The organism is Trinickia soli (assembly GCF_002879855.1).
Classification (GTDB): domain Bacteria; phylum Pseudomonadota; class Gammaproteobacteria; order Burkholderiales; family Burkholderiaceae; genus Trinickia; species Trinickia soli.
This window is the reverse complement of the sequence record NZ_PNYB01000013.1, coordinates 62,669-86,287: the sequence shown is the minus strand read 5'-3', so window position 1 is coordinate 86,287 and position 23,619 is coordinate 62,669. Positions and strand designations below refer to the sequence as shown.

At 64.6% G+C, this 23,619-nt stretch carries 20 protein-coding genes and 1 tRNA gene; 12 read left to right on the top strand and 9 right to left on the bottom strand.

The window, feature by feature from the left end; translation table 11 throughout:
* The first annotated feature begins 210 nt into the window (after window positions 1-210).
* Window positions 211-933, top strand: coding sequence for a response regulator (locus tag C0Z19_RS16420; protein WP_102610898.1), 723 nt, complete (start codon window positions 211-213; stop codon window positions 931-933).
* Window positions 917-2,233 carry an ATP-binding protein gene (locus C0Z19_RS16415; RefSeq protein WP_102610897.1) on the top strand — a complete coding sequence of 439 codons (1,317 nt, stop codon included), beginning with the start codon at window positions 917-919 and terminating at the stop codon, window positions 2,231-2,233. Before C0Z19_RS16420 ends, C0Z19_RS16415 begins: the two co-directional genes overlap by 17 nt.
* A gap of 85 nt (window positions 2,234-2,318) precedes the next feature.
* Here the strand turns inward: C0Z19_RS16415 and C0Z19_RS16410 are convergent, their stop codons facing one another.
* Window positions 2,319-2,585 (bottom strand): hypothetical protein, encoded by a 267-nt coding sequence (locus tag C0Z19_RS16410; protein ID WP_102610896.1) that lies wholly within the window; start codon window positions 2,583-2,585, stop codon window positions 2,319-2,321.
* 593 nt (window positions 2,586-3,178) lie between these two features.
* Between C0Z19_RS16410 and C0Z19_RS16405 the strand changes: the two genes are divergently transcribed.
* Entirely contained in the window at window positions 3,179-4,933 is a 1,755-nt protein-coding gene (locus C0Z19_RS16405) for an ABC transporter permease (protein WP_102610895.1), read from the top strand.
* Between the two features lie 78 nt (window positions 4,934-5,011).
* A complete protein-coding gene (locus tag C0Z19_RS16400; protein WP_102610894.1) occupies window positions 5,012-6,361 on the top strand; it encodes an ABC transporter ATP-binding protein in 1,350 nt (449 codons plus the stop codon).
* Between the two features lie 106 nt (window positions 6,362-6,467).
* Here the strand turns inward: C0Z19_RS16400 and C0Z19_RS16395 are convergent, their stop codons facing one another.
* The gene (locus C0Z19_RS16395; protein ID WP_425330270.1) at window positions 6,468-7,547 is read right to left on the bottom strand and encodes a sigma-54 interaction domain-containing protein; all 1,080 of its coding nucleotides are present in this window, start codon (window positions 7,545-7,547) and stop codon (window positions 6,468-6,470) included.
* 270 nt (window positions 7,548-7,817) lie between these two features.
* Between C0Z19_RS16395 and C0Z19_RS16390 the strand changes: the two genes are divergently transcribed.
* The 4 genes from C0Z19_RS16390 (at window position 7,818) to otsA (ending at window position 12,154) form a co-directional block, all read left to right on the top strand.
* Entirely contained in the window at window positions 7,818-8,111 is a 294-nt protein-coding gene (locus tag C0Z19_RS16390) for a hypothetical protein (protein WP_102610893.1), read from the top strand.
* Window positions 8,112-8,315: 204 nt separating this feature from the next.
* The gene (locus C0Z19_RS16385; RefSeq protein ID WP_102610892.1) at window positions 8,316-9,719 is read left to right on the top strand and encodes a sigma-54-dependent transcriptional regulator; all 1,404 of its coding nucleotides are present in this window, start codon (window positions 8,316-8,318) and stop codon (window positions 9,717-9,719) included.
* A 538-nt stretch (window positions 9,720-10,257) separates the two neighbouring features.
* Window positions 10,258-10,479, top strand: a complete 222-nt coding sequence (locus C0Z19_RS16375) for a hypothetical protein (protein WP_102610890.1) — start codon at window positions 10,258-10,260, stop codon at window positions 10,477-10,479.
* A gap of 253 nt (window positions 10,480-10,732) precedes the next feature.
* The gene (otsA, locus tag C0Z19_RS16370; protein WP_102610961.1) at window positions 10,733-12,154 is read left to right on the top strand and encodes an alpha,alpha-trehalose-phosphate synthase (UDP-forming); all 1,422 of its coding nucleotides are present in this window, start codon (window positions 10,733-10,735) and stop codon (window positions 12,152-12,154) included.
* 138 nt (window positions 12,155-12,292) lie between these two features.
* Here otsA and C0Z19_RS16365 read toward each other — a convergent pair whose 3' ends face one another.
* Window positions 12,293-13,792 carry an RNA polymerase factor sigma-54 gene (locus tag C0Z19_RS16365; RefSeq protein WP_102610889.1) on the bottom strand — a complete coding sequence of 500 codons (1,500 nt, stop codon included), beginning with the start codon at window positions 13,790-13,792 and terminating at the stop codon, window positions 12,293-12,295.
* Window positions 13,793-14,139: 347 nt separating this feature from the next.
* On the opposite strand from C0Z19_RS16365, the gene C0Z19_RS16360 reads away from it, so the two are divergent.
* Complete coding sequence (locus tag C0Z19_RS16360) at window positions 14,140-14,502, top strand: BON domain-containing protein (RefSeq protein ID WP_102610888.1); 363 nt, start codon at window positions 14,140-14,142, stop codon at window positions 14,500-14,502.
* Window positions 14,503-14,569: 67 nt separating this feature from the next.
* On the opposite strand, the gene C0Z19_RS16355 is transcribed toward C0Z19_RS16360, so the two are convergent.
* The 3 genes from C0Z19_RS16355 to C0Z19_RS16345 all read right to left on the bottom strand — a co-directional run bounded on the left by C0Z19_RS16355 (window position 14,570) and on the right by C0Z19_RS16345 (window position 17,664).
* On the bottom strand, window positions 14,570-15,931 hold the full coding sequence (locus tag C0Z19_RS16355) for an MFS transporter (RefSeq protein ID WP_102610887.1): 1,362 nt from the start codon (window positions 15,929-15,931) through the stop codon (window positions 14,570-14,572).
* Window positions 15,932-16,116: 185 nt separating this feature from the next.
* Window positions 16,117-16,626, bottom strand: coding sequence for a YbhB/YbcL family Raf kinase inhibitor-like protein (locus C0Z19_RS16350; RefSeq protein WP_102610886.1), 510 nt, complete (start codon window positions 16,624-16,626; stop codon window positions 16,117-16,119).
* 120 nt (window positions 16,627-16,746) lie between these two features.
* Window positions 16,747-17,664, bottom strand: coding sequence for an NAD(P)-dependent oxidoreductase (locus C0Z19_RS16345; protein ID WP_102610885.1), 918 nt, complete (start codon window positions 17,662-17,664; stop codon window positions 16,747-16,749).
* Window positions 17,665-17,800: 136 nt separating this feature from the next.
* On the opposite strand from C0Z19_RS16345, the gene C0Z19_RS28255 reads away from it, so the two are divergent.
* On the top strand, window positions 17,801-17,959 hold the full coding sequence (locus C0Z19_RS28255; RefSeq protein WP_158242998.1) for a hypothetical protein: 159 nt from the start codon (window positions 17,801-17,803) through the stop codon (window positions 17,957-17,959).
* Between the two features lie 74 nt (window positions 17,960-18,033).
* Here the strand turns inward: C0Z19_RS28255 and C0Z19_RS16340 are convergent, their stop codons facing one another.
* The 3 genes from C0Z19_RS16340 to C0Z19_RS16330 all read right to left on the bottom strand — a co-directional run bounded on the left by C0Z19_RS16340 (window position 18,034) and on the right by C0Z19_RS16330 (window position 19,134).
* The gene (locus tag C0Z19_RS16340; protein ID WP_102610884.1) at window positions 18,034-18,414 is read right to left on the bottom strand and encodes a DUF5594 family protein; all 381 of its coding nucleotides are present in this window, start codon (window positions 18,412-18,414) and stop codon (window positions 18,034-18,036) included.
* Between the two features lie 321 nt (window positions 18,415-18,735).
* Window positions 18,736-18,810 (bottom strand) — tRNA-Arg (locus C0Z19_RS16335).
* A gap of 141 nt (window positions 18,811-18,951) precedes the next feature.
* Entirely contained in the window at window positions 18,952-19,134 is a 183-nt protein-coding gene (locus C0Z19_RS16330; protein WP_102610883.1) for a rubredoxin, read from the bottom strand.
* Between the two features lie 132 nt (window positions 19,135-19,266).
* Here C0Z19_RS16330 and C0Z19_RS16325 point away from each other — a divergent pair, with 132 nt between their 5' ends.
* Both C0Z19_RS16325 and C0Z19_RS16320 read left to right on the top strand, forming a co-directional pair.
* Entirely contained in the window at window positions 19,267-21,204 is a 1,938-nt protein-coding gene (locus C0Z19_RS16325) for an ATP-binding cassette domain-containing protein (protein ID WP_102610882.1), read from the top strand.
* A 360-nt stretch (window positions 21,205-21,564) separates the two neighbouring features.
* Window positions 21,565-23,550 (top strand): DNA topoisomerase IV subunit B, encoded by a 1,986-nt coding sequence (locus tag C0Z19_RS16320; RefSeq protein ID WP_102610881.1) that lies wholly within the window; start codon window positions 21,565-21,567, stop codon window positions 23,548-23,550.
* Window positions 23,551-23,619 lie beyond the last annotated feature (69 nt).

Sequence of the window (23,619 nt, the reverse complement as noted above, 5' to 3'; positions counted from 1 at the left end):
AATTGACTCCGTGGTTCGAAATCGACGGTGAGCGGCGTGGATGCGCTCTTTGTCGGTTCGACCAAGGTAGTCGCCGTGCCGATCGGCCGTGTTACGCGCCCGGTGCGCGCAATTACGGCGCATTACGGATTGCTTTCGCCGTAACGTCTGGTAACCCTTCGGGCAACCCTGGGCATCGTCTCGCCGGCGGCAGGCGTTAAACTTCGCTCCATGGCTACACAAATCCTGGTCGTCGACGACGACGCCGAACTGCGCGACCTCCTGCGCGACTATCTCGTCCGTCAAGGCATCGAGGTGTCGGTGCTGCACGATGCCGCCTCGCTGGAACGCCGGCTCGAACGCGAGCGGCCCGATCTCATCGTGCTCGACCTCATGATGCCGGGCGTCGATGGGCTCACGGCCCTGCGCAAGCTGCGCGCGACGGGCGACGACATCCCGGTCATCATGCTCACGGCGCGCGCCGACGACGTCGACCGCATCGTCGGCCTCGAGTTGGGCGCCGACGATTACCTGGGCAAGCCGTTCAATCCGCGCGAACTGCTCGCACGCGTGCAAGCCGTACTGCGCCGGCGCCGCACGATTCCGTCGGCGGCGCCCGAGCAGCGCGAGCCCTTTGCGTTCGGCCGTTTCCAGCTCGACTTCCAGTCGCGTACGCTGAACCAGGAAGGCCGGCCGCTGACCTTGTCGGGTAGCGAGTTCGCGCTCCTGAAGATTTTTGTCAATCACCCGATGCGCACGCTCACGCGCGAGCGGCTGCTCGAACTTCTGCACGGGCCGGAATACGACGGAACCGACCGCGGTATCGATGTGCAGGTCTGGCGTCTGCGGCGCATCCTCGAAACGGACCCGTCGGCCCCCCGGTTCATCCAAACCGTGCGAGGCCGCGGTTACGTCTTCGTCCCCAACGGCGACTCCGATGCGGCGCCCAATTGATTCGCTGTTCGGTAGGCTTGCGCTACTTGTCGTCGCTGTCCTGCTGATCTCGCACTTCGCCTGGTTCGTGCTGATACGCGTCGAGCGCAGCCAGTCGCAGGCGCGGTACGCGGTCGAGGAAGCCGCCTTTCTGATCGACGCCGTGCGGCAGCACGTGGCCCGCACGCCGTCGGTGCCGCTGCCCTCGCGTGTGCGGCTCGTCGATCCGGCCAGCCCCGAAGTGCCTGCGGCCGATCAGGAGCTACCGCCCGCGCTGAAACGTTTCGTCGAGGATGTGCGCGAGCGCTTGCCGCCGGGCTCGCTCGTGCGCGTCGGTGCGCCGGGGCGTCCGCCGATCCTCTGGGTTCACGAGGCGGCCGACCGTGATTGGATCGTCGTGCCGATGCTGGCGCTGCACCCGCCGCGCCCGCGCGACAAGATGCTCGCGTGGCTCGGCACCATTTTTTCGGTGGCGGTGATGTGTGCGCTGTTCGTCGCGTGGCGCTTGCAGCAACCGCTGGCTGCGCTTGCCGGCGCGGTCGTGCGTTTCGGCCGCGGTCAAAGCGTGCCGCCGCTCGCCGAACGCGGTCCCCGCGAGTTGCGCGAACTCACGCGCGGCTTCAACCAAATGGTGCGGGAAGTGTCACGCACAGAGCAGGATCGCGCGGTCATGCTCGCCGGTGTGGCGCACGATTTGAAGACGCCGCTTGCGCGGCTGCGGCTGCGTGCCGAGATGATGGAGGAGGCCAAGCTGCGCGATGGCGTGGTGCGCGACGTCGATTCGCTGGCCCACATCGTCGATCAATTCCTCGTATTCGCCCACGACGCAACGGACCGTAGCGAACCCGTCGTGGTCGACGAACAGTGCGAGCGCATCGCGCGCAGTTATCGCGCGGTGGCTCCAGGCAGCCCCGCGGTGCGCACAGAACTCGCCGCCGGGCCAGACTTTCGCCTGCCGGCCGCCACGCTCGAGCGCATTATCTCCAATCTGCTCGACAACGCACATGCGTACGGCGCACCGCCCGTGATCGTGGCGACGGCGCGCAGGACCACGGGCTGGGAACTGTCGGTCAGCGATCATGGTCGCGGCATCTCGCCGCAAGATCTGGTCAATGCGAGCCGGCCGTTCGTGCGGCTCGATCCCGCGCGCGGCGGCAACGGCCACAGCGGCCTGGGCCTCGCCATCGTCGAGCGGCTCGTGCGACGGCTGGGCGGCGTTTGCGAAATCGGTAACGCGCAAGATCGCGGCCTGCGCGTGGCCATGACGTTCCCGTTCACGACCGCGACGCGCGCAGCGCCGCATTCCGAGAGCGCCTGGTAAAGCCGGCCGCCCCGGGGCGGCCGATCGCTGTTGCGCTCCTACTATCCGGCTGCGATTCGGCTGCTATGCGGCCGTCACCGAACCGTCATTCGGCGAAGAGCGAATCGAGCGCGGCGGCGGCCTCGCCGTCGACCGTGTTGTAGGTCACGCTGTTCGCTTCGAAGATGTAATGCGTGGTGTATTTGCCCAGCCGCGCCAGAATCTCGTCCTGGATGTCCTCGGGCGCGCTGTCGAGCTTCACGTACCACGCGGTGGAGGACAGCCTCGTTTGAAACGCGCCGTATTCGGCCATGAGTTCGTCGAAGGCGGTCGCGTCCTGGTCGCGACAAACGATGACCAGATTTCCTTTCATTCGGCATCTCCCGGTAGATCGGTGGGGCATTCGCCACGAGAGACCGATCATACGCGTTCTCGGCGGCGTGCCGTTTGTTCGCCGTTTTTGCATGGACGGCGGTCTGCCTTTGCCGGCCGCGTGGGTTCCCCGCGGACCGGCTTCACGGCATAATTTCATGTTTGCAGGCTTGCTTTCGGGTTATTTTTGCGTCCACGCGCGCGCCAGGGCATGGCCCTGGCGGAAGAACGCCACGTGCATGCACATTTCATTCACACACGCCGCGCTGGGCGGCGGCCAGGCGCGCCATCCAGCCCCCGAAGGCATTTTATGGCTATTGCGGTTGTGCCTGAAACACAGGTTGTAGTAGTGTCGTGCCGTCAAAAAGAAAGGCGACGAAGGCCGCCAGTAAGATCGACGGCTCGGCAACCCAACGATTCGCGCTCAACGCATCACCGCAACCCTACGCTCGTCATGCTCGTATTTCGTGTCACGGATCGTGTCAGTGTCCCGCACTCGCCCGGCTGCGCCCGTTTAGCGGCCGTACACAGCGCCGCCACGGGCGGCCCCGTGGCGGCCATTCACCGTTCGCCACCCGGCGCGAAGGGGGCTTGATGGAATTCGGCTTCAACCTGAATCGCACGGCGAATGCGTCGGCATGGCGCCTCGCGCCAAACCGTTGGGATTTCGTCGCGTTCCCGCTCATCATCTGCGCCATCGCCATGGCCGCGATCGGCTTTCACCAGACGATGGCGCCCATTTCGACGCTCAAGACGCAGGTCATCTCGCTCGATCCCGCGATGTTGCCCGAGTACGCCCTGCGCACGACGTTGCGCATGCTGGCGGCCATGGTCGCGTCGCTCACGTTCACGCTCGGCTACGGCACCCTGGCGGCCAAGAGCCGCCGTGCGGGCATGGTGCTCGTGCCGGTCCTCGATATCCTGCAGTCGGTGCCCGTGTTGGGCTACATCTCGTTTACGGTCACGTTCTTCCTTGCGCTCTTTCCCGCCCGTGTCCTCGGCGCGGAACTCGCGGCGATCTTCGCCATCTTCACGAGCCAAGCTTGGAACATGACGTTCAGCTTCTACCAGTCGTTGCGTACGGTGCCGCGCGATCTCGATGAAGTTTCCCGCGGTTTTCACCTGACGGCCTGGCAACGCTTTTGGAAGCTCGAAGTGCCGTTCTCGATGCCCGGCCTGATCTGGAACATGATGATGTCGATGTCGGGCGGCTGGTTCTTCGTCGTCGCCTCCGAAGCGATCACCGTAGGCAACAATACGATCACGCTGCCCGGCATCGGCGCGTATCTGGCGCAGGCCATTGCGGCGAAGAACCTGGCGGCCATCGGCTGGGTGATCGTCGCGATGTCGGTCGTCATTCTCGCTTACGATCAGCTGATGTTCCGCCCGCTGGTGGCCTGGGCCGACAAGTTCCGCATGGAAACGACGAGCTCCGGCGACGCGCCCGAATCATGGCTGCTCGACCTCGTGCGCCGCACCCGGCTGATTCATCTGCTGCTCGTGCCGGCGGGTTGGTTGTTCGCCAAGCTCGCGCGCCTGCCGCTGCGCCTGCCGCGCGTCGATGCCGCTCCGTTCACGCGGCTTGCCCGCCTGGAGAAGCGCTCGCTCGTGGGCGACATCGTCTGGGGGCTGCTCGTGCTGGTCGCGATGGTGTACGTGGTTTGGCGCGTCGTCGCCTACGTGCGCACCGGTGTGACAGGGGCGGAAGTCGGCCACGTCTTCGTGCTCGGGTTCATCACGCTTGCCCGCGTCGTGATTCTGATCGCGATTTCGTCGCTGATCTGGGTTCCCGTCGGCGTGAAGATCGGGCTCAAGCCTGCGCTCGCCGAGAAAGCCCAGCCGATCGCGCAGTTTCTGGCCGCCTTTCCGGCGAACCTGCTGTTCCCTGTATTCGTGATCGTCATCGTGCGCTTTCACCTGAACGCCGATGTGTGGCTGTCCCCGCTGATCGTGCTCGGCACGCAGTGGTATATCCTGTTCAACGTCATTGCCGGCACGATGGCGTACCCGAACGACTACCGCGAAGCCGCGACAAACTTTCGCATCCGTGGCTGGCAATGGTGGCGTCAGGCAATGCTGCCGGGCATTTTTCCGTATTACGTGACAGGGGCCATCACGGCGTCGGGCGGCGCGTGGAACGCGAGCATCGTGTCCGAATTCGTGCAGTGGGGCGATACGAAGGTCGCCGCGCACGGGCTCGGCGCATATATCGCCGAATATACGGCCGCGGGCGACTTCCCGAAGATCATATTGGGGATCGCGGTGATGTCGTTGTTCGTGACGCTGTTCAACCGCCTGCTGTGGCGTCCGCTCTATGCGTACGCCGAAGCGAAGCTGCGGCTCGATTGATCGGGATCGATCGGAACTCGCCTGAAGGCGCGCCGGGCAGGCGCGTCTACCGAAAGCTCAATTCAAGAGTGAAGCGCAATGCAAAACCCCAAAGCTGACCTAAGCGCCGCCCCGTTCGCCAACGCTGCGCCAGCCGCGCCGCGGCTGGGCGAAGAAGTTCTCGACGTCAAAGGCGTGCGCCGCGGATTTTCTAAAGCGCAGGGCGAGCTGCTCGTGCTCGACGACGTCAATCTCACGCTGCGTGCAGGCGAAATCGTCGGCCTGCTCGGTCGTTCTGGCTCGGGCAAGTCCACACTCTTGCGCATCATCGCAGGTCTGATCGAACCGACCGCCGGCGAAGTGCGCTACCTCGGCGAGCCGCTTTCCGGTCCGGCCGAAGGCGTGGCGATGGTGTTTCAGACGTTCGCGCTGTTCCCCTGGCTCACGGTGTTGCAAAACGTGGAAGCGGGGCTCGAGGCGCAAGGCGTGGCCGCGCGCGAGCGACGCGAGCGTGCGTTGGCCGCGATCGACCTGATCGGCCTCGATGGTTTCGAAAACGCGTATCCGCGCGAGCTTTCGGGCGGTATGCGTCAGCGCGTGGGCTTTGCGCGCGCGCTCGTCGTCGATCCGACCTTGTTGCTGATGGACGAGCCGTTTTCCGCACTCGACGTGCTGACCGCCGAGACGCTGCGTACCGACCTGCTCGATCTGTGGACCCAGCGGCGCATGCCGATCAAGTCGGTGCTGATCGTCACGCACAACATCGAAGAAGCGGTGTTCATGTGCGATCGCATCCTCGTGTTGGCGTCCAATCCCGGGCGCGTGCTGGCGGAGATCAAGGTGCCGTTCGCGCATCCGCGCAACCGGCTCGATCCGGCCTTCCGGCGGCTCGTCGACGAGATCTACGCAAAGATGACGGCTCGCCGCACCGACGAGGCTACCAAGAAGGGCCTTGAACTCGGCAGCTGGTTGCCGAGTGTGTCGACGAACCTGATGGCCGGTCTGATCGAGACGCTGGCTGCGCCGCCGTACCACGGCCGTGCCGACATGCCGGAAATCGCGCGTTCGTTGCACCTCGAAGTGGATGATCTGTTTCCGATCGCCGAAGTGCTGCAATACCTCGGTTTCGCCGATGTGCGCGAGGGCGATATCTTCCTGACCCCGCCCGCGCGCGTGTTCGCCGAGTTCGGTACGCAAGAGCGCAAGATGATGTTCTCCGAACACCTCCTGCGGCACGTGCCGCTGGCCGCGCGAATCAAGAAGGTGCTCAACGAGCGTCCCGGCCATCGCGCGCCGCGTGTGCGCTTCGAGCAGGAGCTCGAGGATTTTCTGTCCGACAGCGCCGCAGAAGAAACGCTCGACGCCGTCATCAACTGGGGCCGTTACGGCGAGATCTTTTCGTACAACGATCAAACCGAAATCTTCAGCCTCGAAGACGTCGAGTCGTGAGCCGGGTCTTAAGCCTGAGTACGCCGGGCGTCGATCGAACCACCCGCGCCATCTGATGAATGCGCCGCATCGCGCCGAAGGCGGGCGCGATGCGGCGCGTTTGCCGTTATGCCTCCGGCGCGCTGGCGCCGTCGTCTTCTTCCTCGTAAGCGCCGAGCCGGTTGTACAGCGTCTTCAGGCTGACGCCGAGCGCCTTCGCCGCGCGACGTTTGTCGCCGCCGCAGTGCTTGAGCGTTCCGAGGATGATCTGCCGCTGCGCTTCCGCGAGCGGCGTGCCGACCCATATGCTCATCGCGTCGCCTTGCGTGACAGCCTTCTTCGAGCGCGCGGCCAGCCGCGGATGCTCGATCTCGACAGTCTTCTCGGCGAGGATGAACGCCCGATAGACGCTGTTCTTGAGTTCACGTACGTTGCCGGGCCAGGAGTAGGTGCGCAGCGTTTCCCTCGCGCGTTTGCTGAAGACCTTGTTCGTGCCTTCCTGCGCGTTCAGCTCGGCCAGAAAGTGCTGCGCGAGCAACTCGCGATCGCCTTCGCGTTCGCGTAGAGGCGGTGCGCGCAGCGGAAAAACGGCGAGCCGATACATCAGGTCTTCGCGCAGGCCGTTTTCCTTGACGGCCACGAGTGGATCCCGGTTCGTCGCTGCGATGACGCGCACGTCGCTGTGCAAGAGCTCGGTGCCGCCGACGCGGTAGAACGTGCCGGTTTCGAGCGCGCGCAGCAGCTTGACCTGACGCACGGGCATCATCTCGGTGACTTCGTCGAGGAAAAGCGTGCCGCCGTTCGCATGCTCGAAATAGCCTGCACGGCCTTGCACGGCGCCGGTAAAGCTGCCGCGCTCATGGCCGAACAGCTCGGCCTCGAGCAGGCTGTCGGGAATCGCGCCGCAGTTGACGGCGACGAACGGGCCGTCCTTGCGCGAACTGCGATCGTGAATCGTGCGGGCGACGAGTTCCTTGCCGGTGCCCGATTCGCCGACGACGAGCACCGTTGCGTCCGTCGCTGCAACGCGGTCGATTTGCTCATACAACTCGATCATCGACGGCGAAGAACCGTATAGCAGACCATACGATTGGAGCCCCGCCGCATCGCGTACGAGGTTTTTGGCGAACCGCGCTGCCGCACGTTGCTCCGGCGAGGCAGGCGCAGTTTCGATATCGGTTAGCTCGGCCATGTGATTGCTGTCCATAGAGCGCTCGCGCGCCGAAAAAAGAGAGTGATGCTCTCCTTTTGGCGCCGCTGCGCGTGGCGGGTTCCCAAACAACTATTTAACCACGCAACGTAGGCCCTACGTAACGGCGAGCGATGCGTGGTGCTGGCACGAAACATGCGACATGTGGAACTCGGCGGTCAGCGGAACTTGGCGTCGTCCGATCGATCCCATCTGGATGCGAGCGGCGCGCGGGCGATTGCTCGGCCCCGCACTCGTCAATGAACCGGGCAATGCGAGGGGGATACGATGGCTCGTCCCAGAATCGGCATATTTGGCGCGCTGGTCGCGGTCGGCGGCATGATCGCGTGGCGCTGGGCGCAAAAGCACCGTGCATCGCGAGCGCGGCTCGCGGCCGAGCTGAGCCGGTGGGAAGGCGAAGGCGGCGCGGTCGTGGCGCAAGGGGCGGCCCCCGGTGCCGCGCCGCAATTGTCGGCCGGCGGTCAGGGGCGCGATGTCGCGCCTAACGGCGCGGGCCACGGTGCCTTCGGGCACGTAGGCAGCACGCCCGACGCGTGGATTTTCCCGCACGGGCATGGCTGACCCAGCAGCGCGCGCCAGCGCCGCAGCGTAAAGCGCCGCCGTTCAGGCGGCGCTTGTTTCACCCGAGTGTGCTGAATCGCTCGCTTCCATCGTCGCGTCTAGGCAGAATAAGGTGCGACGTGCGATCCGGGCAGGGGTCGTTCGCGCCGGGCGTCGGCCCCTCTTCTTCAACCTTTATACAAAACTGATCCAGCTAACTCCGATATGCCACATGTGCTGATCGTCGACGACGACCCCGAAACCCGCGAAGCCCTCGTATCGATCATCGCCGCAGACGGCTTGACGACAGCGACTGCCGGCGATTTGCGCGAGGCTCGCATTCAGCTCGGGCGACAGACGCCCGATGTCGTCTTCACGGACTTGCAACTGCCCGACGGCAGCGGCGTCGATTTGTTCGAAGATCTCGACCCGCGTTCGGGCGTCGAAATCATCGTGATCACAGGCCATGCGACGGTGGAGTCGGCCGTCACGGCGCTCAAGATGGGCGCCACTGACTACCTCGTCAAACCGATCAACATGCAGCGCGTGAAGGCGGTGCTCGATCGCCTGCCGCGCGCCGGGGATCTGAAAGCGCAGATCGGCACGCTGCGTGGCGAATTGCGGCGAATGGGGCGCTTCGGCCTCATGCTCGGCAGTTCGCCCGCCATGCAATCGGTCTACGACCAGATCGGCCGGGTGGCGCCCACCGCCGCGTCGGTCCTGCTCGTCGGCGAGTCGGGTACCGGCAAGGAAGTCGCGGCGCAGACGATTCATGAGTTGAGCCTGCGTCGCAAGCATGCGTTCCTCGCCGTCAATTGCGGGGCGATTTCGCCGAATCTGATCGAATCGGAAATGTTCGGCCACGAGCGTGGCTCGTTCACGGGCGCCGACCGCCAGCACAAAGGGTATTTCGAACGGGCCAGCGGCGGCACGATCTTTCTCGATGAAATCACCGAGATGCCGGCCGAGTTGCAGGTCAAGTTTCTGCGCGTGCTCGAAACCGGCATGTTCATGCGCGTGGGCACGACCAAAGAGATCGAGACCGATGTCCGCGTGATCGCGGCGACGAACCGCGACCCTGAAGAAGCGGTGCTCGAAGGCAAGCTGCGCCTCGATCTTTACCATCGGCTCAACGTGTTCCCGATCAGCCTGCCGCCGCTACGCGAGCGCGGCAACGACGTGTGGCTGCTGGCGCAAGCGTTTCTCGAAGAATTCAACGAGCGTCACGGCACGCGCAAGCAGTTCCCGCCCGCCGTACGCGACATGATGTTGTCGTATCCGTGGCCCGGCAATGTGCGCGAATTGAAGAACTACGTGCAGCGCGCTTTCATCATGGCGGGCCCCGACGCCGACAGCACGGCAGCCGTGCCGTTGCAAATCTCGCTGTCGAAGCCTTCGGCTGGCACGGCCGTGACGATCCCGTTCGGCACCTCGCTGGCGACGGCCGATCGCCAACTCATTCTTGCGACATTGGAGCAGTGCGGTGGCGTCAAAACGCGTGCGGCCGAGATCCTCGGCATCAGCCTGAAGACGCTCTACAACCGTCTCGTCGAGTACGGCGAAGATGCGAAATCGGCCAGCGAAAGCGATGCGGCCGGAGAAACCGGCGAGGCTACCGCCGGCAAGTAAGCGTGCGTGCCGCGTGCCGCGGTCGTCGGCCAGGGGCCGGCGCCGCGCTGCACGCCGCCTCGGAGATCTCGAAAGGGCGGCCCCTCGTCGCCGCCCCACGTCATGTGCTATCGGCGTGCAGCTACGCTGGCGCGCTTACCCTTTCCTTCTGGCAGAAGACTTGCTCGCTTGAACACCTGACCCAGGTTGCTCAGCGAGGTACGCCGTGACATCAGCATTGCAGAGCGGGCCGTTGCAGTTGCATACGCCCGAGCCGGAGCCGTCGGTACCGCCGCCGGAGGAGCCGCCCACTCCGGGGCCGATCCCCGAGCGCGATCCTCCCGAACCACCTCAACCTCCGATCGGCGATCCACCGCCCACGCCGTCCGATATGCCCCCAATGCGCTGAGCAATCCCCTGACGAATTCGATGACGAATTCCACGAGAACCCGAGTGTATCGGTTACAAATCTGACGCAATTGTTACCGCGCGAAGGGTCGCCCGGCATCCTAGACTTAATTGCTTGTCGGCCATTCGCTCAGCTCCTGGAGACCGTTCCATGAGACATCCCGCGTTGCGGCGTTCGCCGCGCCATGCGCTCAAGCGCGAAGCGAAGAACGGCGGCGCTTTTGCCGCCCGGTCGTCGCCATCGTCGCAAGACCCGTCCGCTCAGAATCGCTCCGCGCCCGACGCGCCCGCCGACGGCGAGCATAACCAGGGCGGCGCTCGCGCAGAAGGGCTCGACTATCAACGCGACCTGGGCTCCGAACAGGACGCCTGAGCGTCGTTCCTCGAACGGGCGCACGGTTGGCGCCTGCGGATCCAGGCATCGGCTTCGGTCGATGAGGGCGTGCGCGCTGACATTTCATCGAAGGCGCGACTTCGACATTGTCGAATGCCGTGCATAGCGACCCGCAGCACCGAAGTGCTTTGTTCAGACGTATATCACGGCACGCACCTTGCATACCCGATATTTCAGCGACGGCGAGACGGTTCGCCGCGCAAGAATGCCAACCGAAGAGGTGGAGCCGCCAATGAGCAGATTAATCGTGGTGTCAAACCGCGTCGCGCCGACGCAGGAGGGCCGCCCCGCGGCAGGGGGGCTCGCGATCGGCGTGCTGGACGCCCTGAAGGAAACGGGAGGCGTTTGGTTCGGATGGAGCGGAGAAATCGTCGGTGAGCCGCAGGCCCCGTCGATCGACACGCAAGGGAAGGTCACGTACGCGACCGTCGGTCTCACACGGCGCGATTACGATCAGTACTACAGAGGGTTTTCGAACGCGACCTTGTGGCCGGCGTTTCACTATCGCACCGACCTGTCCCGCTACGATCGCCAGGAGTACGCCGGGTACCTGCGGGTGAACGCAACGTTGGCCAAGCAGTTGAAGGCCATGCTCCAACCCGACGACATCATCTGGGTACACGACTACCACCTTCTGCCGTTCGCGCGGGCGTTGCGCGATATCGGCGTGCACAACCCGATCGGCTTCTTCCTGCATATCCCGTTTCCCGTGCCGGAGATGCTGCGCACCGTGCCGCCGCACGAGGAACTCGTCAAGGCGATGTGTAGTTACGACGTGCTCGGCTTCCAAACCCAGGCCGATCGACAGTCGTTCGTCGATTACATCGAACGCGGCGGGTTCGGCACGGCGAGCGACGACGGCATGATCCACGCCTTCGGGCGCGTGCTGAAGGTCGGCGCCTATCCGATCGGCATCTATCCCGATGCCATCGCCAAAGCCGCACAACAGTTCGGCGACCGCAAGCAGGTGGGTACGTTGCGCGAGGCGATGCGCGGCCGCAGGCTCATCATGAGCGTCGATCGTCTCGACTACTCGAAGGGGCTTGTCGAGCGGTTCCAGGCGTTCGAGCGGTTGTTGCTCAGCGCGCCGCATTGGCATGGACGTGTGTCCCTGGTGCAGGTCGCTCCGCCGACGCGCTCCGACGTGCAGACCTATCAACGCATTCGGCAAACGCTCGAAGGCGAGGCGGGTCGCATCAACGGCCGTTTCGCGCAGCTTGACTGGACGCCGATTCAGTACCTGAACCGCAAGTACGAGCGCAACATCCTGATGGCGCTGTTCCGTCTATCGCAAGTGGGCTACGTCACCCCGTTGCGCGATGGGATGAATCTAGTAGCGAAAGAGTATGTTGCCGCGCAGGACCCTGAAGATCCGGGCGTGCTGGTGCTGTCGCAGTTCGCGGGCGCAGCCGAGCAATTGCCTGGAGCGCTGGTCGTCAATCCGTTCGATCTGACGCAGATGGCAGAAGCGCTCGAGCGGGCGCTGTCGATGCCGCTCGAAGACCGCAAAGCGCGGCATGCCGACATGATGGCGCGTTTGCGCGCGAACGATCTGTCGACATGGCGCGATGCGTTCCTTGCCGATCTGCGCAATGTCACGACCGCGGCGTCGGTCACGCGCAAGGCCGTCAAGCTTGCCGATATCGCGGCCTGAGTAGCAAGCGCTGCTGCTTGCGCGGCAGCGCTCCCCATCACGAGAAAGGGCCGGCGTAGCGCCGGCCCTTTCTCGTTTCCGCTCCCGAACGGGCGATCAACCAGCGATCGCCCGTTCGCGGACCATCACCACGATGCGCTAAGCCTGACGCCGCAGTTGCGCGGGCGGCACCTTCAGCAGATTGCGATACTTCGCTACCGTGCGACGCGCGACGATCATGCCTTCCTGCGAGAGCATCTTCGCCAACGCGACATCGGACAGCGGATTGCGCGCGTCTTCCTGATCGATCATCTCTTTGATCAGCGCCCGCACGGCCGCCGCAGAACAGCGCCCGCCCGTCTCGGTCGCAAGTTCGCGCGGGAAGAAGTGGCGGAACTCGAAGATGCCGCGGGGCGTGGCCATGTACTTGTTGCTCGATGCGCGCGACACCGTCGATTCGTGCAGGCCCAGTTCTTCGGCAAGCTTGCTGAGCACGAGCGGCTTCAGTGCGATTTCGCCGTAGTCGAAGAACGCCTTTTGATAAGAGACGATGCACTGCGCGACGCGTTGGATCGTGGTGAAGCGTTGTTCGGCATTGCGCAGCAGCCAACGCGCTTCTTGCAGTTGCTGACCGAGCGGCGAGCCGGCTCCGCCCGACTGTGCGAACAGCTCGGCGTAGACGCGATGAATTCGCGCTCGCGGCAGCACGGCCGGGTTGATTGTGGCTACCCAACGTCCTTTGACGCGACGCACGATGACATCGGGGATCACGTAGTTGTCGTCGGCCCGCGAGTAGAACTGGCCCGGTTTCGGATCGAGCCGACGCACGAGCGCGCATGCCTTGCGCAACTCTTCGGCCGAGCACCCGAGCTGCCTTTGCAGTTCGGCATGTTCGCGTCGCGCCAGTCGTTCGAGATGATGTTCAACGACTTCGCAAGCGATATCGCGTGCCGGCGTTTCCGCCGGCATGACGTCCAATTGCAGCTTCAGGCATTCGGACAGCGAGCGTGCGCCGACGCCGGGACGGTCGAGCGTCTGCACGAGCCGCAGTGCGACCCGCAATTCCTCTTCGCCGAGCGGCGGATCGGCTTCGAAAGAGGCGGCCAACTCGTCGAGCGGTTCGCGCAGGTAGCCGTCGTCGTCAAGCGCTTCGATAACGATCTGAGCGGCTGCCCGATCGCGCTCGCTGAGCGGATACAGATGCAAGAGGCTGTGCAGATGCTCGTGCATCGTAGGTTGGGCGTGTGCCCAGGCGCCGGGATCGACGTCGTCCGAATCGCCGTTGTTGCGCGAGGCGCTACGCGTCGTCCAATCCTGACCGAAATCGCCGGTGGGATCGTCCGCGGGCGAACTGCTCACGGTATCGACACCGACGCCGTCATACGAGTCGGCTGAATCGGCTGACTCGGCGGTCGGCGCTGCGTCGGTCGCGACGCCGGCTTCCAATGTGCTGCCATCGCGCTCGTGCGTGCCGTTCGGACCCGTTTCGGTTTCCTCGACGATAGGGTCGTCGTATTCGAGAAATGGGTTGTTGTCGAGCGCCTGACGCAGTTCGTGCTGAAACTCGAGCGACGACAACTGCAGCAGACGCACCGATTGTTGCAGACGCGGAGTCAGCGCGACGTGTTGTTTGCTGCGCAGTTCGAGAGTGGGCGGCATAACGAAATGTCCAGTGGAATAGTCCTAGCTTTTAAGCAATGGCCGTACCAAGCGTTGCCCCGCGCGGTGTTGGCCCGATTCATTCCTGCCAGGAATGTGCCTGGCGAGCGCGGCGGCGGCAGCTTTTACAGGGCGCAGTGCAAAAAGCGAGGCGCGCTTTGCTGCGCCTGCGTCCGACCCTTTTGCTGCGAGGGCATCTCGCGGCGATGTAAAGGGGGCACGACTATTGCGGTGGGTCGGGGGCGGGCCTGCGGCCGGTAGGTATCTCTTTCCGATCCAGTTGCGCATCGTTGCGCATCCGCTATCCGTGCTTCGGCAATCCCTTCCATCTTTGAGCAGGAGAAATCGTGAAGACGCTCCCAGTTCTCAAAATCGCCACGATCGTTGTGTCCCTCGCATTCGCCGGTGGCGTGACGGCCCAGACCACGGAATCGTCGGCGGCCTCGGCGCCGTCCGGCAGTTCCGAGTCGCTCGGCCAGCACATCAGCGACGGCACGATCACCACGAAGGCCAAAGCCGCGTTGATGGCGGCCAAGGACGTCAAATCGACGCGTATCCACGTCAAGACGCGACGCGGCACCGTCTGGCTGACCGGTTCGGTACCGACCAGCGATGAGAAGTCGCGTGCTCAGGAGGTGGTCGAGGGCATCGACGGCGTGCATCAGGTGAAGAATCGCCTGAAGGTGCGCGCGGCTGGGACGAAGGAATAGCGCCTTGCGCGGAGACGGCCGGCGCGTCGAAGCTGTCGCGCCGCGCCCGATCTCGCGCGGATAAGCATCAGTCGATGCGACTGGGCGTGCGTAGGCGCATCAGGCTGACGATCGACGCGACGCCGGCGACACCCGCCGCGGTGACGAGCGCGAGTATGGGGCCGCGTTCGGCCGACACGCCGAAGATCAGCGCGACGAGCGCTGCGCCGATCGTTTGCCCGGTCAGCCGTGCGGTGCCGAGCATCCCGCTCGCACCGCCGCTGCGCTCGCGTGGCGCAGCCGACAGCATCTGCCGGTTATTGGGCGATTGGAAGATACCGAAGCCCGCGCCGCACAGCGCCATCCGCCAGGTGATGGCGAACGCGCTCGGGTGCGGCCCCAGCGTGGCGAGCAGCGCGAGGCCGAGCGTCAGGGCGAGCAGCCCGATGCCGCCCAACGCACCGGCCGAGTACCGATCCGACAACACGCCCGAGAGCGGTGCGGCAAAGATAATCGCGAAAGGCCAGGGCGTGATGAGCAAGCCCGTCTGGACCTGGTCGAAGCCGAAGACGTTCTGAAACAAAAACGGCAGCGACACGTAGGCCAGCATCTGCGCGCAGAACGAACAGACGGAAGTCGCGATCGACAACGCGAAAACGGGGATCTTGAGCAGATCGATCGGCAGCAGCGGCGCAGCCTGCGTCAGTTGGCGCCGAACGAACACGTAGCCGACGACCAACAGAACGAGCGCCTGGACGACGAGCCAGCCCGCTGCCTCCGCATGGCCCAGCCCGTCGATCGTAAAGATCAGCAGGCCGAATACGACCGCGTTCATTGCCGCACTCAAGAAATCGTAGGGCGCTTGGTGTCCTTGATTGGTGGGCAGCGCGCGCATCGCGCCGACGACCGCAGCGATGCCGATCGGCACATTGATCGCGAAGAGCCACGGCCAGCTCGCGACCGACAGGATGGCCGAAGCGACGGTCGGCCCGACGGCCGACGACACGGCGACGACCATCGCGTTGATCGCGACGCCGCGGCCAAGCTGGGTGGGCGGGTAGATCGTGCGGACCAACGCTGTGTTGACGCTCATGATGCCGGCTGCGCCGAAGCCCTGCACGACGCGCACCGCCGCGAGCACGGGCAACGAGGTCGCGAGCGCACAGCCGAGCGAGGCGATCGTGAATAAAGCGAGCCCCGCCGTATAAATGCGTCGATAGCCGATCCGATCGCCGAGCGAGGCGAGCGGCAACAACGAGATCGTGATCGAAAGCTGGTAGGCGTTGACGATCCAGATCGACGAGGAGGGGCTGGCCCGCAGGTCGCGCGCGATCGTCGGCAGGGCGACGTTGGCAATGGCGCCGTCGAGAACCGCCAGCGTGATGCCGAGCGCGATGACCACAATCGCCCAATAGCGTTGAGGGAGGGGGAGGCCTTGTTCTACTTCCATCGGGAGCGACTCGGGTGGCAGCGGGGACAAACCCTCGCATTCTATGCGCGAATCCCTCGATGCGCTGGCGGGCGAGCTGCGGCGGGGGGAGCCGGCGTCGTTGTGCGCGCAACGAGCGTACCGCCGGCCCCGGCGGTCCTTGGCGACGACGCGGGGAGTGCCCCGCATCGCCCGGTGGCATGCGCTTACTTCAGCTCGTAGAGGCCCGTATAAGTGGTCGAATCGATCTCGTTCAAATGCGTCATGAAGCGGGCAACCGCATTGGTCGTCTCGGGCGTGATCGGCAGATGATCGACCTTCAGCGCATGCAAGCGAAAGATATAGCGATGCGGCTTGTCACCGCGCGGCGGCGCTGCGCCGCCGAATCCCTGCGTGCCGTAATCGTTGCGAACCTGAATCGCGCCGGCGGGCAGCAGGCTACCGTCGGCCTTGCCCGCGCCGAGCGGCAACGAGCGCGTATCGGCCGGAATATTGACGACGACCCAGTGCCAAAAACCGCTGCCGGTCGGGGCGTCGGGATCGTACACGGTCAGCGCGAGACTTTTCGTTTCCTCGGGCGGCGCTTCCCATTGCAGTGCCGGCGACTGATTGCCGCCGGTGCCGTCGACGCCGAATGCCTTGTCGTTGCATTCCTGAGCCTTCGGCATGAAGCCGTTGATGGGAAAGTCGTCTGACCAGATTCTGAATTCAGCCATCGGATGCCTCCTTGTTCTTGACGGGGTCAACGGTGCAGCGCGATGCGCCGCGGTGCGGCATGCGAGCCGAGTGTATCACCGCGGTTCGATCGTCTCGGCGCCACAAAGCGGGGTGTCGCGTCACTGGCGTTCGCGCAGTTTGCGCAGCCGCCAGATCAGGCTGGACGTATCGAAGCGATTGCCGCCGAGCGCCTGCACGTCGCTGTAGTACTGATCGATCAGCGCCGTGACCGGCAGCGGAGCGCCGTTGCGGTTGGCTTCTTCGAGGCAGAAGCCGAGATCCTTGCGCATCCAGTCGACGGCGAAACCGAAATCGTACCGGTCTTCGATCATGGTCCGGCCGCGATTGTCCATTTGCCAACTGGCGGCCGCGCCTTTGCCGATGACGTCGAGCACGCGCGGCATGTCGAGTCCGGCGCGCTCGCCGAAGTAGATCGCTTCGGACAGGCCCTGCATGAGGCCGGCGATGCAGATCTGGTTGACCATCTTCGTCAATTGGCCGGCGCCGGCCGGGCCCAGATGCGTGACGGCGACCGCATAGTGGTTCAGAACGGTGGCGGCGCGTTCGAACGCCGCTGCGTCGTCGCTGCCGCACATGATCGTCAGCTTGCCGTTTTGCGCGCCGGCTTGCCCGCCCGAGACGGGCGCGTCGATGAACGCGATGCCTAGGGCGCCGGCAGCCTGGGCCAGCTCCCGTGCGACGCCGGCCGAAGCCGTGGTGTGATCGGCGAATAACGCGCCGCGCGCCATGCCCGCGAACGCACCGTCCGGCCCTAACGCGATGCTGCGCAGGTCGTCGTCGTTGCCCACGCACGCGAGCACGAGTTCGGCGCCGTCGGCAGCTTCGCGGGGCGTGCGGGCGGCGCGGCCGCCGTGCTCGGCGACCCATGCTTCGGCTTTCGCAGAGGTGCGGTTGTAGACGGTGACGTCGAACCCGGCTTTGGCCAGATGGCCGGCCATCGGATAGCCCATGACGCCGAGGCCGATAAAGGCGACGCGGCGAATTGCGTTGGCGGAAGAGGAAGTCGGCGCGCTCACAGCGGCTCCTTGTGGTGAATCGGTGGGAGGGGGTTCTGATTATCGCAGGCGCGATGCATTTCGTGCGGCGGCGCACATTCGCGAACGGCGCGAGCGCGCCTAGAATGGGACTATCGAGACGATCGCGGAGACCATCATGTTCGATTCATCGATCGGTTTGATACTTGTGCTGGCGCTGTTCGCCTGCGCCGCGCTCGCCTTGTCGACGCGTTACCGCACCGATCATCCTCTGGCCGATCTGATGCGCTGGATGCAGGCGCATCATTGGCTCGATCGGGTTCATCACCGACACTAGCCGTGCTGTCGCCGCGCCCGCGGCGGCGGCTCAGTGAGCGCGTCCCGTTCGTGTGGTTGCCGGTGGCAGGCGTGTCAGCCTTCCAGATCGAGATTGCCTAGCAAGACGACAGGTTCGGCTTGCGAGCGCGTGCCCAAGTCGAAATCGCGTGCGAGCTGCCATGCGCGCAGTTTGCGCGGCAGGGCGTCCAGATAGTGAGCGAATCGCTGCGGGCCGTGTTGCGCCATCAGCGAGGCGATTTCGCATTCATCCCAGGTCAAATGCAGATTGAGCGGATGGCGCGTGCCGCGCACGCGCTCGGAGCTCGGCGCCGTGATTTTCAGTGTGGTCGGACGGCCGGGGCCGCCGTAAGGCTGGAGTTGCACATCGGCGTTGGGGCCGACGACGGCTTTGACTGCCTGCGCAATGTGCGGCGCGAATTCCTCGTCGAATCGATGAGCTGTAATCGGGTTCATAACGCGCTTTCGTGACTGGGGAATGCTAGCACGGTGCGGTTTGTCCGGTTTTTGAGGTGGACAGCGTTGTCCGGTGGGCAATGGTCGAATACAAGCGCGGAACACGGCGTTGCTCCGACCCGGCGACGGCTGGAACTTTGTCCGCCTCTGCGTTTGTATTGCGAATCAAATGTGTGGCGCTGCCATTTCAAATTCGTCGTCGGCTGGCTGAATCGGTCAATCGAAGCCTGTTCGTCCGTTTCGATCAAACGGCGGGCGATGAGGCGGCCGATGAGACGCCCCTTCGCGAATGGCTGTGCGGCCAGCAAGGCGAGCTTGCGATGGTCCCCCCGACAGGAATCGAACCTGTATCTAGCGCTTAGGAGGCACTTGTTCTATCCATTGAACTACGGGGAGGATGGCTCGTCGGGCGAGGAGCCCGAATGCACCGGCGCGCGCAGAGTATAGCAAAGGCGACGCGCTTACCGGTGCGCTCATGCGCGCAAAATTGCGTCGGCGCTCAGCGATCGGCGCCCAGCGATCCGATCAGCCGGCCGTTCAGAACTCGACCACCGCGAAGTCGCCCTTGCCGACGTCGCATAGCGGGCAGCGCCAATCGTCGGGAATATCGGCGAAGCGTGTACCGGGCGCGATGCCTTCGTCAGGCAGCCCCTCTTCTTCGTTGTAGATCCAGCCGCAAATCAGGCAAACCCAGCTCTTGTATTCGATCACTTCGCTCACAGCGTCCCACCCCGCTTACTAACCAAGTTCCAACCCAAAAAACGCTGCATTGTACCGAACGGACGGCGTGAGCCGGCAATCGCAGCGCGGCCGGTACAATGGACGTTTCGTTTATTGCAGGCGCGCTCTTTCATGTCGCTTTACTCAATCGTCGACGCGCAGCTCGCGTTCGGCCACGTCGCGCTGCTCGATCACACCGACTTTTCGCTCGAAGCCGGCGAACGCGTCGGCCTGATCGGCCGTAACGGGGCGGGCAAGTCTTCCCTGCTCAAGATCGTCGCCGCGCTCATGCAGCCCGATGACGGACTCGTCACGCGTCAGCAGGATTTGTCCACCGTCTACGTGCCGCAAGAACCGGAGTTCGACGCGCAGGCTTCGGTGTTCGATGCCGTCGCCGGCGGTCTCGCACCCGTGCGCGCCTCGCTCGAAGAATACGACGCCGTGGCCCATGCGCTCGCGGCCACACCGGAAGGACCCGAGCACGACGCGCTGCTCGCGCGCATGAACACGCTGCAATCGTCGCTCGACGCAACCGACGCCTGGAATTGGCGTACGCGCGTCGCTACGACGATCGCGCAATTGAATCTCGACGGCGACGCCCGCGTTGGCGCGCTGTCGGGCGGCATGCAAAAGCGCGTCGCATTGGCGCAGGCGCTCGTCGTCGATCCCGATGTGCTGCTGCTCGACGAACCCACGAACCACCTCGATTTCGACGGCATTCGCTGGCTGGAAGACCTGCTCGTCGGCTCGCGCGCCGGTCTGCTGTTCATTACGCACGATCGCGCTTTTCTCGATCGCGTCGCCACGCGCATCGTCGAACTCGATCGCGGCCGGCTGCTCTCGTATCCCGGCAATTTCTCGGCCTATCAGACCCGGAAGGCGCAACAGCTCGAAGTCGAGCGCGTCGAGAACGAGAAATTCGACAAACTGCTCGCGCAAGAGGAAGTGTGGATCCGCAAGGGCGTCGAAGCACGCCGCACGCGCAGTGTCGGTCGCATCGCGCGGCTCGTCGAAATGCGGCGTCAGCGCGAGGAGCGCCGCAACGTGCAAGGCAATGTGAAGCTCGACGTGGGGCAGGGCGAGCGTTCGGGCAAGATCGTCGCCGAACTCGTCGACGTGACGAAGCGGTTTGGCGAGCGCACGGTCGTCGATCGCTTCACCACGACGGTCATGCGCGGCGACAAGATCGGCTTCATCGGTCCGAACGGCGCGGGCAAGACGACCTTGCTCAAGCTGATCCTCGGCCAGATCGCGCCCGACGAAGGCACCGTCCGCGTCGGCACGAATCTGCAGGTGGCCTACTTCGATCAGATGCGCGCGCAGCTCGACCCGGAAAAGAGCCTTGCCGATACGATCAGTCCCGGCAGCGATTGGATCGAGGTCAACGGCACGCGCAAGCACGTGATGAGCTATCTCGGCGATTTCCTGTTCGCGCCCGAGCGTGCGCGCTCGCCCGTGAAGTCGCTCTCGGGCGGCGAGCGCAATCGGCTTTTGCTCGCGCGTCTGTTTGCGCGGCCCGCCAATGTGCTTGTGCTCGACGAACCCACGAACGACCTCGACATTCCCACGCTGGAGTTGCTCGAGGAACTGCTGTCCGAGTATGACGGCACGGTGCTCCTCGTCAGCCACGATCGCGCGTTTCTCGACAACGTCGTGACCTCCGTGATCGCCTCGGAAGGTGCCGGACAATGGCGCGAGTACGTCGGCGGTTTCACCGACTGGCAGACGCAGAGCGCGCGCGCCGAACGTCTGGCGCAGGAAGCGGCGGCCAGGAACGCCCCGAAGGCCGCGCCGCGCGAGTCGGCGCCCAAGGAAAGCGCCGCGGGGCGCAATGCCCAGCGTACCGTCAAGCTCTCGTTCAAGGAGCAGCGCGAGTTGGAGGCGCTGCCCGATGCGATCGCGGCGCTCGAAGCCGAGCAGAAAGCCATCGGTGCGCAGCTCGAAGATGGGTCGATCTTCGCGCGCGACGCGAAGGAAGGGGCGCGTTTGACCGAGCGCTTTGCCGCGATCGACGATGAACTGCTCGCCGCGCTGGAGCGGTGGGAGGCGCTTGAAGCGAAGCGCAAATGACGCGAGCGCGCGGGCAGGCCCGCCGATGAGACGGCCTGCCCGAGGGACGGCCGGAGGTTGGGTCGCCCCCGGCAAAGAGGCCGCCGCAGGGGCCGCCGAACCGGGAGGATAGGCCGCTCGGAGGATCGGCCGCCTCACCGATAGGCCGGGCAACCGAATTGCCGCATCAAACGAAACCAGTAAAATACGCCGCGACCAGGACGGACGAGCATCCAGAGCCGCCGGCCGCGCCCGCTTCGCGGGCACGCCAGCCGCTTTCATTGTTTCGATTCGCTTTTTTTGACCTTTCAACGCTTTGTCCACGCGGATATCCACACGCGCTGTGGACAACGACCAACACGAGGCCAGGCGCCCCCAACCATGTCCACGAAAAAGCCAAGCACCGCCTATAGCGAGGCGTCGATCAAGGTGCTCAAAGGGCTCGAGCCGGTCAAGCAGCGGCCGGGCATGTACACGCGCACCGAAAATCCGCTGCACATCATCCAGGAAGTGATCGACAACGCCTCGGATGAAGCGCTCGGCGGCCACGGCCGGCAGATCACCGTTACGCTGCATGCCGATCAATCGGTCTCCGTCGACGACGACGGGCGCGGGATTCCGTTCGGCATGCATCCCGAGGAAGGCGTGCCCGTCGTCGAGATCGTCTTCACGCGTCTGCATGCGGGCGGCAAGTTCGACAAGGCGGCGGGCGGCGCCTATACGTTCTCGGGCGGCCTGCACGGCGTCGGCGTATCGGTCACGAACGCATTGTCGTCGCGGCTCGATGTGACGGTTTGGCGTGAGGGCAAAGTCGCGCACGTCGGCTTTGCGCACGGCGACGTCAAAGCGCCGCTCACCGTGCGGCCGGCCGAACGCGGCGAGAAGCGCTCGGGTACACGCGTCACCGCGCTGCCCGATCCGAAGTACTTCGATTCCGCGAATCTGCCGCTTGGCGAACTGCAGCGGCTGTTGCGCTCGAAAGCCGTGTTGTTGCCGGGCGTCGAGGTCGTGCTCGTCAACGAGAAGACGGGCGAGCGCCAAAGCTGGAAATACGAGGATGGCCTGCGCGGCTATTTGCTGGAAGGCATGGCGGGCAGCGAACTCCTGATTCCGCTGTTCGAGGGCGAGCGCTACGCCGACAGCGCGCGTGCGAACGAAGATGCGTTCGCCGAAGGCGAAGGCGCTGCCTGGGTCGTCGCCTGGAGCGAGGAAGGCCCGCTGCAGCGCGAGTCGTACGTGAACCTCATTCCCACCCCGGCAGGGGGCACGCACGAATCGGGTCTGCGCGACGGGCTGTTCCAGGCGGTCAAGAGTTTCGTCGAGCTGCACAACCTGCAGCCCAAAGGCGTGAAGCTGCTGGCGGAGGACGTCTTCGCGCGCGTGTCGTTCGTGCTGTCTGCCAAGGTGCTCGATCCGCAGTTCCAAGGCCAGATCAAGGAGCGCCTGAACAGCCGCGACGCGGTCAAGCTCGTTTCGTCGTTCGCCCGTCCCGCGCTCGAATTGTGGCTCAATCAGCATGTCGAGCACGGCAAGAAGCTCGCCGAACTCGTCATCAAGCAGGCGCAGGCGCGTACGCGCGCCGGACAAAAGGTCGAAAAGCGCAAGAGTTCGGGCGTGGCTGTGCTGCCCGGCAAGCTGACCGATTGCGAATCGACCGACATCTCGCGCAACGAGCTGTTTCTCGTCGAAGGCGATTCGGCCGGCGGCTCGGCCAAGATGGGCCGAGACAAGGAATTCCAGGCGATTCTGCCGTTGCGCGGCAAGGTCCTCAACACGTGGGAGACGGAGCGCGACCGGCTGTTTGCGAACAACGAAGTGCACGACATCTCGGTGGCGATCGGCGTCGATCCGCATAACCCCGACGACAATGTCGATCTATCGAATCTGCGGTACGGCAAGATCTGCATCCTGTCCGACGCGGACGTCGACGGCGCGCATATCCAGGTGTTGCTGCTGACGTTGTTCTTCAAGCATTTCCCGCAGTTGATCGAACGCGGGCACGTCCACGTCGCGCGGCCGCCGCTGTTTCGCGTCGATGCGCCTGCGCGCGGCAAGAAGCCCGCGCAAAAGCTCTACGCGCTGGATGAAGGCGAGCTCGAAGCCACGCTCGACAAGCTGCGCAAGGACGGCGTGCGCGAAACGCAATGGTCGATCAGCCGCTTCAAAGGGCTCGGCGAAATGAGTGCCGAGCAACTGTGGGATACGACGATGAACCCCGACACGCGGCGGCTCATGCCGATCGCACTCGGCGAGCTCGAATACGACGGCACGGTTTCGCGCATGACGATGCTGATGGGCAAGGGCGAAGCGGCGGCGCGGCGCAGCTGGCTCGAAGAGAAAGGCAACGAAGTCGAAGCCGACATTTGAGGCAGGCACCGCCAGGGTCGTGCGCGAGGCGAGCGGCGTGCATCGCCGCCATGCCAGTGTTCGAAGGTC